Here is a 14236-nt window from a genome sequence, read left to right on the forward strand (position 1 = left end):
CTGGCGAGGACCGCAGCCCTCGCCCATTCTGACGTCGATATTACTCGACGATCTTGGCCACGACGCCGGCGCCGACGGTGCGGCCGCCTTCTCGGATGGCGAAGCGCAGCTTCTCTTCCATCGCGATCGGCGTGATCAGCTCGACGTCCAGCTCGGCGTTGTCGCCCGGCATGATCATCTCGACGCCTTCCTTCAGGCGCACGATGCCGGTCACGTCCGTCGTGCGGAAGTAGAACTGCGGACGGTAGTTCGTGAAGAACGGCGTGTGACGGCCGCCTTCTTCCTTGTTCAGGATGTAGGCTTCAGCCACGAACTTCGTGTGCGGGGTGATCGAACCCGGCTTGCACAGCACCTGGCCGCGCTCGACGTCTTCACGCTTGGTGCCGCGCAGCAGCACGCCCACGTTGTCGCCGGCCTGGCCCTGGTCCAGCAGCTTGCGGAACATTTCAACGCCCGTGCAGGTCGTCTTCTGGACCGGACGGATGCCGACGATCTCGACTTCCTCACCGACCTTGACGACGCCGCGCTCGACGCGACCCGTCACCACGGTGCCGCGGCCCGAGATCGAGAACACGTCTTCCACCGGCATCAGGAACGGCATGTCGATCGGACGTTCCGGCTGCGGGATGTAGCTGTCGACCGCCGCCATCAGCTCCAGAACGCGCTCGGCGCCGATCTGCGGGTCGCGGTCTTCCACCGCGGCCAGGGCCGAGCCCTTGATCACCGGAATGTCGTCGCCCGGGAACTGGTACGAGCTCAGCAGCTCGCGCACTTCCATCTCGACCAGCTCCAGCAGCTCCTCGTCGTCGACCATGTCGACCTTGTTCAGGAACACCACCAGCGCCGGAACGCCGACCTGACGCGACAGCAGGATGTGCTCGCGCGTCTGCGGCATCGGGCCGTCGGCGGCCGAGCAAACCAGGATCGCGCCGTCCATCTGAGCCGCGCCCGTGATCATGTTCTTCACGTAGTCGGCGTGGCCCGGGCAGTCCACGTGCGCGTAGTGACGGTTCGCCGTCTCATATTCCACGTGCGACGTGTTGATCGTGATCCCGCGCGCCTTCTCTTCCGGCGCGTTGTCGATGTCGGCGTAGTTCATCGCCTTGCCGCCGCCGGCCTTCGACAGCGTCATCGAGATCGCCGCCGTCAGCGTCGTCTTGCCGTGGTCAACGTGACCGATCGTGCCGATGTTCACGTGCGGCTTCGTGCGTTCGAACTTTTCCTTGGCCATGGCCAAACTCCTGTGGCCCGGGTCCGGAACGGAGGGGCGCTGTGCTCAGTTCATAAAACCTGGAGCGGGTAGCGGGAATCGAACCCGCGTATTCAGCTTGGAAGGCTGCTGCACTACCATTGTGCTATACCCGCACGAAGAATGCGGTTGCACCGCCCTTCAAATGAAGAGCGACGGTTCCGCACCCGATTCCTATCTGGACTCCCGGCCCGTCGGGCATTGGAGGCGCGTGGTGGGGGAAGCAGGACTCGAACCTGCGAAGCTTACGCAGCGGATTTACAGTCCGCCCCCTTTGCCGCTCGGGACATTCCCCCAGCGCGCCTATGTCAATGCCGGTCTGGAAACGCCGTGAACAATCTTTCGATCATTCGCGACGAAAGCCTTCGCTGTCGGGCGACGCCTGCAGTAGAGGAAGCGCCTGAACCGAAAGCCCTGGGGCCCAAATCGGAGGCCGTCTTATAGTGTCGTCATTTCGAGAACGCAACGACCGGAAAACCGGTAAAAAACAATCTTTCCACAAGAGGGACGAAGCACGCCCAAATCGGGCTCAAACACCCGCCCCGCAAGGACGCGGCGCAGGCGATGCAGAGCGACGGCCGGCCCGTTCGCGCCCGGACGCCGATAATTTTCTTTGGGGACGTCATCCGGTTCTGGCCGCTTTGGCGAATCCCGCGCGCCGTGGAACCGGCCGTCTGATGGTCACGGAAGACCGGGCCGAGGAGATCCAGCGCGAGAATCTGGCCAACGGCCACCGAATCGAGGTGGTCGATTCGCTCGCCCTGGGCCGGATGCTGCCGGCCGGCGCCGTGCACCAGGGCATGGCCTTCAAGGTTCAGCCGCTGGAAGGCGTCGCCCTGGAAGACCTGGCCGAACCGGCGCAAGGCGTCATCGTCATGCTGGATCAGCTGACCGACCCTCAGAACGTCGGCGCCATCTTCCGGTCGGCCCTGGCCTTCGGCGCGCGCGGCATCGTGGTGCAGGACCGGCACTCCCCCGCCCTGGCCGGCGCCCTGGCCAAGGCCTCCGCCGGCGCGACCGAGCGCCTGCCGTGCGCCCGCGTGACGAATCTCAGCCGCGCCCTTGAGAAGCTGGCCGACCACGGCTGGCGCGCCATCGGCATGGACGGCGGTTCGGACCTGACGCTGGAGCAGGCGCTGGACGCCCGCCCGACCGTCATTGTCATGGGCTCCGAAGGCGACGGGGTGCGTCGCCTGGTGGCCGAGCACTGCGAAGCGATGGCCCGCATCCCCATGCCCGGCGGCTTCGAGAGCCTGAACGTCTCCAACGCCGCCGCCATCGCCCTGTATGAAGCGGCCCGCGCCCAGGGACGCGCAGCCTAGGAATCGGGCCCCCGCGTCAACTCGCCCTGCGGCGACTTGGCGCGGGTCCGGTCGGGCCTTATGAGTCCGGCATGGACTTCCTCTCCAATCCCGAACTGATCAGTCAGGCCTCCGCCCTCGGCAAGGTGCTGATGATCGACCTCGTCCTGGCGGGCGACAACGCCGTGGCCGTGGGCCTGGCCGCCGCCGCCCTGCCCCAGGAGCAACGCCGCAAGGCCATCCTGGTCGGCCTGGCCGTCGCCGTCGTCCTGCGCATCGGCCTGGCGCTGATCACCGTTCAGCTTCTGGCCATCGTCGGCCTGCTTCTGGCAGGCGGCTTCCTGCTTCTGTGGGTGTGCTGGAAGATGTGGCGCGAACTGCGTGAGCAGGCCACGCACGACCAGGCCGAGGCCGAAGCCGAAATCGAGCGCGCCATGGCCATGGAGAATGGCGGCGGCCCCTCTCCCGAAGAGCTGGGCCTGAAGCGCAAGACCTTCGGCGCCGCCCTGATACAGATCATGATCGCCGACCTGACCATGAGCCTGGACAATGTCCTGGCCGTGGCCGGCGCCAGTCACGAACACCCGTGGATCATGGTGTTTGGCCTGATCCTGTCCATCGCCCTGATGGGTCTGGCCGCCACCTTCATCGCCAAGCTGCTGAACCGCTACCGCTGGATCGCCTATGTGGGCCTCGCCATCGTCCTGTACGTCGCCCTGCACATGATCTGGGACGGCGGGCGCTCGGTCATCGTGCGCACCGGCCATGCCGACGCCTTCAACGCCTCGGCCCCCGCCTTCCTCGCCATCAGCGCCGAAGAGCAGGCCAAGCATATGAAGCATACCGGCAAGGGCGCCGATTCCCACACGCCCCACGCCTTGCCCGGCGGTCGCGAGCGACGCGATCCGCCGCCGCAAACGGTCGAACCCTCGAAACCCGCCTCCTAGAAACACGAAAGGCCCGGATCACTCCGGGCCTTCTCCACGTCTACGCCTGGCGCGACCCTAGCTTTCGGCGCCGCCGAAGCGCTCGGTCCATTCGGCGACCTGGGCGTCCTCGATCTTGGCGAACAGCACCTGGGCCGAAGCCACGGCCTGGCCGACCGGCAGCGTGTTCAGCAGATCGCCTTCCACGTCCGGCCAGGACAGGTCCGCCGCGCCGACCGTGGCCGCGATACGTCCGGCCGCTTCAGGCATGAAGGGCGCCGTGACGCGGGCGAACAGAGCCACCAGGCCGAGGGCCGTGCGCACCACGACGGCGGCGCGCTCGCGGTCCGTCTTCAGCGCCGTCCAGGGGGCGGCTTCCTGCAGATACTCATTGCCCAGCACCCACAGGGCGCGGGCCGCCTGGGCCGCCTTGCGGAACTCCATGGCCTCGAACTCATAGGTCAGGGTCGCCAGCGCGACCTTGACGTCGGCCGCCAGTTTTTCTTCCAGCGCGCCCGGTTCGCCGCCCTCGGGCACGACACCGTCGAACTTGGACTCGGTGAATTTGACGATGCGGTTGACGAAGTTGCCCAGCACGTCGGCCAGATCCTTGTTCGTCGTCGACTGGAACTGCTCCCAGGTGAAGGCCGCGTCGGAATGCTCCGGTCCATAGGCCGTCAGGTGCCAGCGCCAGTAGTCAGCGGGCAGCAACTCCAGCGCCTGGTCCATAAAGACGCCTCGGCCCATGCTGGTCGAGAACTTGCCGCCGTACCAGTTCAGCCAGTTGAAGGCTTTCAGCTGATCAACCGTCTTCCACGGCTCGCCCGAGCCCAGAAGGGTCGAGGGGAAGCTGACCGTGTGGAAGGCGACGTTATCCTTGCCCATGAACTGGACGTAGCGAACATCGTCCGCCCCCTCGTCCAGACGCCACCAAGAGCGCCAGTTCCCGCCCGTCTTCTCGGCCCATTCCTCGGTCGCGCCGATGTATTCGATGGGGGCGTCGAACCAGACGTAGAAGACCTTGCCCTCCATGCCCGGACGCGGACCGCCGTCGGGACCGACGACCGGCACGCCCCATTTCAGGTCGCGGGTGATGCCGCGATCGATCAGGCCCTCGTCCAGATGCTTGTAGGCGATGGAGCGGGCCAGCGGCTGCCACTGGGGCGAGCGGGCGTCGACCCAACCCCGCACTTCATCGGCGATCTTGGTCTGCAGCAGATAGAGGTGGCGCGTGTCGCGGACCTCCAGGTTGCGGCTGCCCGACACCGCCGAATAGGGATTGATCAGATCGGTCGGATCCAGCAGGCGGCCGCAGTTGTCGCACTGGTCGCCGCGCGCCTTCTCATAGCCGCAGTGGGGGCAGGTGCCCTCGACGTAGCGGTCGGGCAGGAAGCGGGCGTCGTCGATCGAATAGATCATCCGGTCGACGCGCTCCTCGATCAGGCCGCGCTCCTCCAGAACCTTGGCGAAGTGCTGGGTCAGGCGGGTGTTCGGGGCGTTGGAGCTGCGGCCGAAGATGTCGAACGACAGGCTGAAGGCGTCAGCGGCCTTCTTCTGAACCTCATGCTGTTCGTCGCAATAGGTGCGGACGTCCTGACCGGCGGCGGCGGCGGCCAGTTCGGCTGGGGTGCCGTGCTCGTCGGTGGCGCACACATAGAGGACGTCATGGCCTCTCGCCCGCATGAAGCGCGCCCACACATCGGCGGGCAGCATCGACCCGGCCAGATTCCCAAGGTGCTTGATGCCGTTGATATAGGGCAGCGCCGAGGTGATGAGGATGCGGGCCATGGTCTTCCAACGTCTGACAGGGAGGCGTCGGATATAGAGGGCGAAGACCCGAACGTCACCTTTTATGGGCCAAGTGTCTTATAAGACAGGCGTCGCCTTTGCCGGGGGCAATCGCCGCGCGATTCGCACGAACCGCCCAGTCAGAAGGGCGCCCGAGATCAGGCTGGCGACGATCACGGCCCAGACCAGGCCGTCCACGCCGATCCTGTGCGCCAGGAACCAGCCCAGCGGGATCATGATCAGGCCATAGGACAGCAGGTGCATCAGCGTCGGCCACACCACGTCTCCCGCCGCGCGATTGGCCTGGGCCGCGACCACCTGCTGGGCGTCCGCGACGAAGAACAGGGTCGCCAGCACCAGCGCCGGCGCCGCGATGGCCAGAATCGCCGGGTCGGTCGTATAGGCGCTGACCACCATCGGCGCGGTCAGCCACAGACCGACGGCGATGATGAAGGCCAGCACCGTCACCACGCCGACGCCCGCCAGCCCGCCTCGCATGACCCCCGCCTTGTCGCCGCCGCCGTAGCTGCGGCCGACCAGGACCGCCGTCGCTGACGACAGGCCCATGGGCACCATGAAGACGATGGCGGAAACGTTGATGACCACGGCCCAACTGGCCGTTTCCGCCGCGCCCAGCTGACCGGCGAACAGGGTCATGGCCGCGAAGGCGCCCACCTCGATGAAGTTGGACGCGCCCGCCCCCAGGCCGACGCGCATCTGCTGTCTCTCGACCGCCTTGTCGCGCCTGGGCTTGTTGAACACGCCCCAGGCCCGCGCCTCGGGCAGGCGCAGGATGAAGATCACCAGAAAGAGCGCCAGCGCCGTGCGCGCGCCGAACGTCGCCCAGGCCGAGGCCACGGCGCCGTGCAGACCGATGCCCAGCAGGTCCGGCACCAGCAGGAGGTTCAGCGCCAGATTGACCGCATTGGCCACCCACATGGCGACCATGCCCGCCTTGGGCCGGTGCAGGCCTTCAAGGAAGAACTGGGCGCACACCGAGATCAGATAGGCGGGCATCGACAGGGCGAAGACCATCAGGGCAGGCGTGGCGCCCTCGCCCAGGCCGTCCTCCAGCCCCATGTGCACCAGGCCGAAGGGCCCCAGCAACAACAGGCCGATCATGGCGATGAAGCCGATCTGCAGGGCGTAGGTCATGCCGCGTCGCAGCACCGCCCCCACCTCGTCGCCTCGTCCCTCGCCCAGCAGCCGGGCGGTCATGACCTGCACCCCCATCATCAGACCGACCGCAGTCGTCAGCATGACCGAAGACGGCGCCCAGGCCAGGGAGTGATAGGCCAGCTCGCGGCTGGCGTAGTGGCCGACCACGATGGCGTCGGTCAGCCCCATGGTCATGATGCCCAGACGCGCCAGCACGACCGGCCATGCCAGCTTCAGCAGCTCGGACAGGGTGGCGCGATTATGGAAGCTGAACAGGGACTGGACCATCGGAGGCCGCAACAGCCACGCGCGCGGGCGCGGGTCAAATGATTTTCCGGCCGTTTCAGGCGCCTACCAGGCGCCCAGCTCGCGCAGTTCGCGCGCCAGGTCCGGCGGCAGATCCGTCGGCTCGGCGATCGACAGGTCCGGCGGCACGTCCTTCTCGAAATAACGCCAGCCCTGGAAGGGGCGCCGGGCCAGAGGCGCGGTGCGGATGACCTGGCTGTCCAGCTTGATCTCGCAGCGACTGGCCTTGCCCTCGCCGATGGTGGTGATGTCGAGGATGCGCTGACGGCAAGTCACCACGCCCTTCATCACCCAATACAGCGAACCGCCGTCCTCGATCTCGGCCGCGCGCTTGGGCGTCATGCGGGTGTGGACGATGCGCCAGTCGGACCGGGCGGCGTTCGCCTCCAGCGTCTCGACTTCCGACACGCCGACGCAGAGCTTGATCATGTGCAGGGACATGAGGGGCCTCTAGCATCAGATTACCGGCGACGTCATGGCGGACATTCCGCTCGAACGGCGCCATGCTGCGCGTCATGAGCCTCGACCGCCGTCAAATCATCGCCGCAGGCCTGGGCCTCGCCGCCATGACGGCGGCCCAGCCAACATTTGGAGAGCCCCCAATGTACGGACTCATCGGCCAGATAAAGGCCCAGCCCGGCCAGCGCGACGCCCTCGCCGCCATTCTTCTGGAAGGGACCGCCGAAATGCCGGGCTGCTTAAACTATGTGGTGGCGCGCGATTCGACGGACGCCGACGCCCTGTGGATCACCGAAGTGTGGGACAGTCGAGACAGCCACAGCGCCTCGTTGCAACTGCCCGCCGTGCAGGCCGCTATCGCCAAGGGCCGCCCGCTGATCGCCGGTTTCGGCAGCCGGACCGAAACAGAGCCGCTGGGCCGAGCGGGCCTCCCTCGTTGACCCGTGCGGCCCCCTCAGTTCCATGGATGAGTGCGTTCAGGCAGCCTCCGCCGCCTTGACCACGGCCAGAACCGCGCCATCCGTGACCTGATCGCCGACGGCGACGTTGAACTCGGCCACCACGCCGTCGAAGGGCGCGGTAAGGGCGTGCTCCATCTTCATGGCTTCCAGCACGACGATGGGCTGACCCTTGGCTACCTTGTCCCCCGCCTTGGCGGGCGCGGCGACGATCTTGCCCGGCATCGGCGCGCGCAGGCCGCCGTCGGAGGCGGAGCCGCCCGCCGGTCCGCTGGATTTGCGGCGGTGGAACTCGACCACGTCGCCGCCGTCGAACACCAGAACCCGCCCAGCGTCAGGCGACAGGGTGCTGACCACCTCGCCGTCAACCACAACCACGCCCGGCTCGCCATAGATCTGGGCCGAACCGAATTCGCCGCTCACGGTGAAGCTGGACGACCGACCATACCAGCCCGGCTCGCCGGTCAGGGTCAGGGCGTGAGCCACGCCGTCATGATGGACCGCCGTATGCGCCTGGGGCGCCGCGTTCAGGCGGAAACCGAACAGTCCTGCGCGGACGGGCGCCAGCACATTGTCCGGCGCGTCAAAGGCGGCAGCGTCCGCTTCCAGCCCGATCTGCCCGGCCGCAGCGGCCAGAGCGCGGGCGGAAACCTGAGCCGGGGCGATCAGCATCCCCTCTTCCGCCGCGATGAACCCCGTGTCCACGTCGCCCTCGACGAAACGCGGGTGATCCAGACAGCGCGCCATGAAGCCCGCGTTGGTGCAGACCGGCCAGACCTCGACCTCGCGGCAGGCGTCGGCCAGCCGGGCGGCGGCGGCTTCGCGGCTGTCTTCGTGGACGATCAGCTTGGCGATCATCGGATCGTAGAACTGGCTGACCTCGCCGCCCTGCATCACACCGGTGTCGACGCGGATGTCGTCAGGCATGACGAAGTGATCCAGCCGCCCGATCGACGGCAGGAAGCCGTTAGCGGGGTCTTCGGCGTAGAGGCGGGCCTCCATGGCCCAGCCCTTCATCGGGATGTCGGTTTGCGCCAGCGGGATCGGCTGACCCGCCGCCACCCGCAGTTGCCATTCAACCAGATCGACGCCGGTGATGGCCTCGGTCACCGGGTGCTCGACCTGAAGCCGCGTGTTCATCTCCATGAACCAGATGCGGTCAGCCTTCAGACCGTCGGAGGCGTCGGCGATGAACTCGATGGTGCCTGCGCCCTGATAGTCCACGGCCCTGGCGGCGCGCACGGCGGCGGCGGTGACGGCGTCGCGCGTGGCCTGATCCATGCCCGGCGCCGGGGCTTCCTCGATCACCTTCTGGTGGCGGCGCTGCAGCGAGCAGTCGCGCTCATGCAGGTGGACGACATTGCCGTGGCTGTCGCCGAAGACCTGCACCTCGATGTGGCGCGGGCGGGTGATGTAGCTCTCGATTAGCACGCGCGGGTCGCCGAAGGACGACAGCCCCTCGCGCTGGGCCGACGCCAGACCCTCGGCGAAGTCCTCAGCCCGGTCGACCTTGCGCATCCCCTTGCCGCCGCCGCCGGCGACCGCCTTGATCAGGACCGGGAAGCCGATGCGGTTCGCCTCGGCGCTCAGGGTCTCCAGCGACTGGTCCTCGCCCTGATAGCCGGGGGTGACGGGCACGCCCGCCTCGATCATCAGCTTCTTGGCCGCGTCCTTCAGGCCCATGGCGCGGATCGAGGACGGCTTGGGGCCGATCCAGACGATGCCCGCCGCCGCCGCCGCCTCGGCGAAGTCGGCGTTCTCGGACAGGAAGCCATAGCCGGGGTGGATCGCCTCCGCCCCCGTCGCCTTGGCCGCCGCCAGCACCTTGGCCGCATCCAGATAGGAGTCGCGCGCCGCCGCCGGACCGATCAGCACCGCCTCGTCCGCCTCGCGAACGTGCAGGGCGGCGGCGTCAGCCTCGGAATAGACGGCGATGGTGCGCAGGCCCATGCGGCGGGCGGTGCGGAAGACGCGGCAGGCGATCTCGCCGCGATTGGCGACCAGGACGGACTTGAACATCAGACTACCTTATTGCGCCCAGCTCGGCGCGCGCTTGTCCAGAAACGCCCGGACGCCTTCCTGGCCCTCGACCGAGACGCGAGCGCGGGCGATGCGCTTGGCGGTCTCCTCCAGCAGGCGATGGTCGATCTCCTCGCCCGCCACGTCGTTCACCAGACGCTTGGCGTCGCCCATGGCGCCCGGCGCATTGGCCGACAGGCTGTCCGTCAGCATGGAGATGAACTCGTCCACCGAACCTTCGGGCAGGACCATGTCGATCAGCCCCGCATGGGCGGCGTAGTCGGCGTCGAAGATATTGGCCGTCAGGAACAGCTGGCGCGCGCGCCGTGCGCCGACCGCCTCGATGACATAGGGGGCGATGGTCGCCGGGATCAGGCCCAGCTTGACCTCGGAGAAGGCGAAGCGCGCGCCCTCGACCGCCACGGCCATGTCGCAAGCGGCGACGATGCCCGCACCGCCGCCCATGGCCGCGCCCTCGACCAGAGCCACCGTCAGCGCCGGCACGTCGTGCAGGGCCTTCAGCATCTTCGCCAGCGCCATGGCGTCGTCGCGGTTGTCGCTCTCTGACCAGTCGGCGGCGTCGCGCATCCAGTTCAGGTCGGCGCCCGCGCTGAACGTCCCGCCCGCGCCGCGGATGAAGACCACGCGCACCTTGTCGGCGCCGTGCAGGGTCTCGAACGCCTCATACAGGGCGGCGATGGTGGCCGCGTCGAAGGCGTTCTTCTTCTGCGGCCGATTGATGGTGACGAAGACCACCCCGTCGGCCGTGGCGTCGATCTGCACCAGGTCGTCGTTCGCATCCGGCGCCGGGTCGGCGACGAAGGGATGGGCGATGGCGTTCATCTCCGCCGCCTCTGCGTCAGTGATGTCCAGAGCGTTCAGCTCTTCTTCGGTCGGCTTCTGGTCAGTCATGAGGGGCTCCTTCGCCGAAGTGAAACGCGGCAGCGAGGCTTTGGTCCTTGCTGCGGGTCAAATGTTGAGCTTTCGCCGCATTACATCCTGAACACGCCGAAGGTGGTCTCGGGGGTCGGAGCGTTCAGGCTGGCGCTGATGGCCAGGCCCAGCACGTCGCGGGTCTGGGCCGGGTCGATGACGCCGTCGTCCCACAGACGGGCCGTGGCGTAATAGGGGTTGCCCTCGTCTTCGTACTTCTGACGGATCGGCGCCTTGAAGGCCTCGGCCTCTTCCGGCGTCCACGTATCCGCGTCGCGGTGGACGGTGGCCAGGACGCTGGCCGCCTGCTCGCCGCCCATCACGCTGATGCGGCTGTTGGGCCAGGTGAAGAGGAAGCGCGGGCTGTAGGCGCGTCCGCACATGCCGTAGTTGCCAGCCCCGAAACTGCCGCCGATCAGGACGGTGAACTTGGGAACCTCAGCCGAGGCGACCGCCGTGACCAGCTTGGCGCCGTGCTTGGCGATGCCCTCGGCTTCGTATTTGCCGCCGACCATGAAGCCCGAGATGTTCTGCAGGAACAGCAGCGGGATCTTGCGCTTGCAGGCCAGCTCGATGAAGTGCGCGCCCTTCTGGGCGCTCTCGGAGAACAGCACGCCGTTGTTGGCCAGGATGGCGACCGGCATGCCCCAGATGCGGGCGAAGCCGCACACCAGCGACGTGCCGTACAGCGCCTTGAACTCGTCCATCTCCGAGCCGTCGACGATGCGGGCGATGACCTCGCGCACGTCATAGGGGGCGCGGACGTCCTCGGGGATGATGCCGTAGAGCTCGGCCGGATCGTAGGCCGGGGCGCGCGGCTCGCGCACGTCCAGCGGCTGAGACTTTGTGGTGTTCAGATGGGCGACGATGGAGCGCACGATCTCCAGAGCGTGCTCGTCGTTCTCGGCCACATGGTCGACCACGCCGGACTTGCGGCCGTGGGTCTCGGCCCCGCCCAGCTCCTCGGCTGAGATGATCTCGCCGGTTGCAGCCTTCACCAGCGGCGGCCCGGCCAGAAAGATGGTGCCCTGATTGCGCACGATCACCGTCTCGTCCGACATGGCCGGCACATAGGCGCCGCCCGCCGTGCAACTGCCCATGACGCAGGCGATCTGCGGGATGGCCTTGGCGCTCATCCGCGCCTGGTTGAAGAAGATGCGGCCGAAATGGTCGCGATCCGGAAAGACCTCGGCCTGGTGCGGCAGGTTGGCCCCGCCGGAATCGACCAGATAGACGCACGGCAGATTGTTCTGCTCGGCGATCTCCTGCGCCCGCAGGTGCTTCTTCACCGTCATCGGGAAGTAGGCGCCGCCCTTCACCGTCGGGTCGTTGGCGACGATCATGACCTCGCGGCCCGACACTCGGCCGACGCCGCAGATCATGCCCGCGCCCGGCGCCTCGTCCCGATACATGCCGTTAGCGGCCAGTTGGCCGACCTCCAGGAAGGGCGAACCGGGGTCCAGCAGGCGCTCGACCCGCTCGCGCGGCAACAGCTTTCCGCGCGCCACATGGCGCTCGCGGCTGGCGTCCGAGCCGCCTCGCGCCGCCTTGGCGACCTTTTCATAAAGCGCGTCCCGCAGGGCGCGATTGTGCGCATCCAGCGTTTTGAAAGCAGGACTGTTGCGATCGACGGCGGAAATCAGCTTGGGCATGCCCAAGGTTTAGGAGGCTTCCGCGCCGGGGGGAAGCCGGTTCGGTTCCCCCGCGACGAAATCGGCTATATCTGCCTGTCATGGCCCCGCTTCGACCGGACACGCTCGCCGTCGCCCTGTCCCGCGCCTTCGAGGACGCGCGCGACAGCCGCGCCAGTTGGTTCGCCCTGACGCGGGGCGAGCGGCTGTTCTCGGCCGGGGATCGGGCCGACACCCTGTATCTGCTGCGCGCCGGGCGACTGGGCGTCTTCCGTCGAGACGACGGCCGCGTTCCCCAGATGACCGCCGTCATCAAGCCGGGCGAGCCGGTCGGCGAACTGGCCATGCTGGCCGGCACTTCGCACATGTCGGACGTCGTCGCCTTGCGCGACAGCGACGTTCTGGCCCTGCCGCGCGACGCCTTCTTCGACGCCGCACGCAACGATCCTCTGCTGATGTCCGAACTGGGCCAGATCATGCTGACCCGCGCCCGCGAGCGCGGCGGCGGGACCGAGCCGAACGTCTTCGGCTTCGTTTCCGCGCGCGAAAAGCCCATCCGCGCCTTCGTCGAACGCGTCGCGCGCGCGGTCGAGGCCCAGGGCGCCACCTGCCACGTCATCGACAGCTCGGCCCTGGCGTCCGCCGCCGAATGGTTCTCGCGCGTCGAGGACGCCCACGACTACGTCCTCTATGTCGCCGAGGCGGACGAGCCGAACTGGGCCGCCCTGTGCGCGCGCCAGGTGGACCGGTTGTTCCTGGTCGGCGCCGCCGACCATTCGCCGCCCCCTGCCCCGCCCGTCGCCGACGACTGGGACGACGCCGGGCAACGCACCGACCTTATCCTGCTGCGCGATCCGCGGATGCCGCGGCCCAGCAACACCCGCGCCTGGCTGGACGTGCTGAAGCCCGGTCGCTGGTTCCACGCGGTCGAGGGCCTGTTCGACGATACGGCGCGGATCGCCCGCCTGATCACCGGCTCCTCCGTCGGGGTGGTGCTGTCGGGCGGCGGTGCGCGCGCCTACGCCCACATCGGCGCGCTGAAGGCCCTGCGCGAGGCGGGCACGCCCATAGACTTCATCGGCGGCGCCTCCATGGGGGCCGTCATCGGCGCGGGCCCGGCCCTAGGCTGGTCCGACGAGGAGCTGGAGCACCACATCCGCCAGGCCTTCGTCCTGTCCGACCCCTTGGCCGACATCGCTCCGCCCATCATCGCCATGACCCACGCCCGCAAGGTCAAGATGCTGATGAAGGAGGCCTTCGGCGACGTGCAGATGGAGGACATGCTGCTGCCCTTCTTCGCCGTCTCGACCAATCTGACCTCGGGCAAGCTGGAGGTGCATCGCGAGGGCACGCTGCGTCACGCCCTGCGCGCCTCCATCTCCATTCCCGGCGTCATGCCGCCCGTGGTGATGAACGGCCAGGTGCTGGTCGACGGCGCCGTGCTGCGCAACTTCCCCAGCGACGTCATGCGTCGGCTGAACAGCGGTCCGGTCGTCGGCGTCGACGTGTCCACGACGCGCGGGGTTGATCCCGAGACGCTGGAGAATCCCCCCTCCTGGTGGCGCTGGATTCTGTCCGGAGCCTGGAAGCACGGCCCGCCGATCGTCTCCATCCTGATGCGCTCGGCCACCCTGTCCAGCGAGGCCGAGCGGATGCAGGCTCGCGCCGAGACGGACCTGCTGATCCTGCCCACGCCCGACGGCGTCGATATCCGCGACTGGAAGGCCTATGCGCCCGCCGTCGCCGCCGGCTACGAGGCCGCCCAGGCGGCTCTGGACAGCCTCAACGGCCCGGTCGAGACCCTGCACCGGCGCCGCCGCTCCGGCGCGCCAGGAGAAATAGTCGAGGAAATGGCAGAAGCGTCCTTCCCTCAGGACGTCGTGGAAACGCCTCTTCAAGACCCTGGCCCAGGCGCGCCAGGAAGGCGTCGCGGTTGGCTGGGTCTTCGGAAAGCGCGGTCAGATAAGGCCTGAGGGCTGTGCCCTTCATCCATTCCAGCACGGCGTTC

11 protein-coding genes and 2 tRNA genes are annotated in these 14236 nt (G+C 67.8%); 4 read left to right on the forward strand and 9 right to left on the reverse strand.

The genetic code is table 11. The annotated features are described in order from the left end of the window. Nucleotides 1-40: 40 nt before the first annotated feature. The 3 genes from tuf to V8J38_RS12555 form a co-directional block, all read right to left on the reverse strand. Complete coding sequence (gene tuf, locus V8J38_RS12545) at nt 41-1231, reverse strand: elongation factor Tu (RefSeq protein WP_338576128.1); 1191 nt, start codon at nt 1229-1231, stop codon at nt 41-43. A gap of 60 nt (nt 1232-1291) precedes the next feature. Next, nucleotides 1292-1365: transfer RNA gene (locus V8J38_RS12550), tRNA-Gly, on the reverse strand. 96 nt (nt 1366-1461) lie between these two features. After that, a tRNA-Tyr gene (locus V8J38_RS12555) sits at nt 1462-1545 on the reverse strand. A gap of 147 nt (nt 1546-1692) precedes the next feature. Here V8J38_RS12555 and rlmB point away from each other — a divergent pair. Further along, nucleotides 1693-2571 (forward strand): 23S rRNA (guanosine(2251)-2'-O)-methyltransferase RlmB, encoded by an 879-nt coding sequence (gene rlmB / locus V8J38_RS12560; protein WP_291783005.1) that lies wholly within the window; start codon nt 1693-1695, stop codon nt 2569-2571. A gap of 71 nt (nt 2572-2642) precedes the next feature. Further along, a complete protein-coding gene (locus V8J38_RS12565) occupies nt 2643-3497 on the forward strand; it encodes a TerC family protein (RefSeq protein WP_338576129.1) in 855 nt (284 codons plus the stop codon). Between the two features lie 57 nt (nt 3498-3554). Here V8J38_RS12565 and metG read toward each other — a convergent pair whose 3' ends face one another. From metG to V8J38_RS12580, 3 genes are all read right to left on the reverse strand, one after another. Further along, nucleotides 3555-5264 carry a methionine--tRNA ligase gene (gene metG / locus V8J38_RS12570; RefSeq protein ID WP_338576131.1) on the reverse strand — a complete coding sequence of 570 codons (1710 nt, stop codon included), beginning with the start codon at nt 5262-5264 and terminating at the stop codon, nt 3555-3557. Nucleotides 5265-5342: 78 nt separating this feature from the next. After that, nucleotides 5343-6710 carry an MATE family efflux transporter gene (locus V8J38_RS12575; RefSeq protein WP_291783014.1) on the reverse strand — a complete coding sequence of 456 codons (1368 nt, stop codon included), beginning with the start codon at nt 6708-6710 and terminating at the stop codon, nt 5343-5345. 63 nt (nt 6711-6773) lie between these two features. Continuing rightward, nucleotides 6774-7169: a DUF1489 domain-containing protein gene (locus V8J38_RS12580; protein ID WP_312219314.1), complete on the reverse strand. Its 396-nt coding sequence runs from the start codon at nt 7167-7169 to the stop codon at nt 6774-6776. Between the two features lie 161 nt (nt 7170-7330). On the opposite strand from V8J38_RS12580, the gene V8J38_RS12585 reads away from it, so the two are divergent. Then, nucleotides 7331-7627: a putative quinol monooxygenase gene (locus V8J38_RS12585; RefSeq protein WP_338576134.1), complete on the forward strand. Its 297-nt coding sequence runs from the start codon at nt 7331-7333 to the stop codon at nt 7625-7627. Nucleotides 7628-7663: 36 nt separating this feature from the next. Here the strand turns inward: V8J38_RS12585 and V8J38_RS12590 are convergent, their stop codons facing one another. The 3 genes from V8J38_RS12590 to V8J38_RS12600 all read right to left on the reverse strand — a co-directional run bounded on the left by V8J38_RS12590 (nt 7664) and on the right by V8J38_RS12600 (nt 12249). Next, on the reverse strand, nt 7664-9664 hold the full coding sequence (locus V8J38_RS12590) for an acetyl/propionyl/methylcrotonyl-CoA carboxylase subunit alpha (protein ID WP_338576135.1): 2001 nt from the start codon (nt 9662-9664) through the stop codon (nt 7664-7666). A gap of 9 nt (nt 9665-9673) precedes the next feature. After that, a complete protein-coding gene (locus V8J38_RS12595) occupies nt 9674-10576 on the reverse strand; it encodes an enoyl-CoA hydratase-related protein (RefSeq protein WP_338576137.1) in 903 nt (300 codons plus the stop codon). A gap of 80 nt (nt 10577-10656) precedes the next feature. Then, nucleotides 10657-12249, reverse strand: a complete 1593-nt coding sequence (locus V8J38_RS12600; RefSeq protein ID WP_338576138.1) for a carboxyl transferase domain-containing protein — start codon at nt 12247-12249, stop codon at nt 10657-10659. Between the two features lie 80 nt (nt 12250-12329). Between V8J38_RS12600 and V8J38_RS12605 the strand changes: the two genes are divergently transcribed. Continuing rightward, nucleotides 12330-14201, forward strand: coding sequence for a patatin-like phospholipase family protein (locus V8J38_RS12605; RefSeq protein WP_338576139.1), 1872 nt, complete (start codon nt 12330-12332; stop codon nt 14199-14201). Nucleotides 14202-14236 lie beyond the last annotated feature (35 nt).

The sequence above is a fragment of the Brevundimonas olei genome (assembly GCF_037055245.1).
GTDB classification, from domain to species: domain Bacteria; phylum Pseudomonadota; class Alphaproteobacteria; order Caulobacterales; family Caulobacteraceae; genus Brevundimonas; species Brevundimonas olei.

What these genes read in the sequence shown, in the direction of transcription:
- V8J38_RS12600 (WP_338576138.1), bottom strand. Translation starts at nt 12,249, where the DNA reads ATGCCCAAGCTGATTTCCGCCGTCGATCGCAACAGTCCTGCTTTCAAA.
- tuf (WP_338576128.1), bottom strand. Translation starts at nt 1,231, where the DNA reads ATGGCCAAGGAAAAGTTCGAACGCACGAAGCCGCACGTGAACATCGGC.
- V8J38_RS12575 (WP_291783014.1), bottom strand. Translation starts at nt 6,710, where the DNA reads ATGGTCCAGTCCCTGTTCAGCTTCCATAATCGCGCCACCCTGTCCGAG.
- V8J38_RS12565 (WP_338576129.1), top strand. Translation starts at nt 2,643, where the DNA reads ATGGACTTCCTCTCCAATCCCGAACTGATCAGTCAGGCCTCCGCCCTC.
- V8J38_RS12595 (WP_338576137.1), bottom strand. Translation starts at nt 10,576, where the DNA reads ATGACTGACCAGAAGCCGACCGAAGAAGAGCTGAACGCTCTGGACATC.
- V8J38_RS12605 (WP_338576139.1), top strand. Translation starts at nt 12,330, where the DNA reads ATGGCCCCGCTTCGACCGGACACGCTCGCCGTCGCCCTGTCCCGCGCC.
- metG (WP_338576131.1), bottom strand. Translation starts at nt 5,264, where the DNA reads ATGGCCCGCATCCTCATCACCTCGGCGCTGCCCTATATCAACGGCATC.
- V8J38_RS12590 (WP_338576135.1), bottom strand. Translation starts at nt 9,664, where the DNA reads ATGTTCAAGTCCGTCCTGGTCGCCAATCGCGGCGAGATCGCCTGCCGC.
- V8J38_RS12580 (WP_312219314.1), bottom strand. Translation starts at nt 7,169, where the DNA reads ATGTCCCTGCACATGATCAAGCTCTGCGTCGGCGTGTCGGAAGTCGAG.
- V8J38_RS12585 (WP_338576134.1), top strand. Translation starts at nt 7,331, where the DNA reads ATGTACGGACTCATCGGCCAGATAAAGGCCCAGCCCGGCCAGCGCGAC.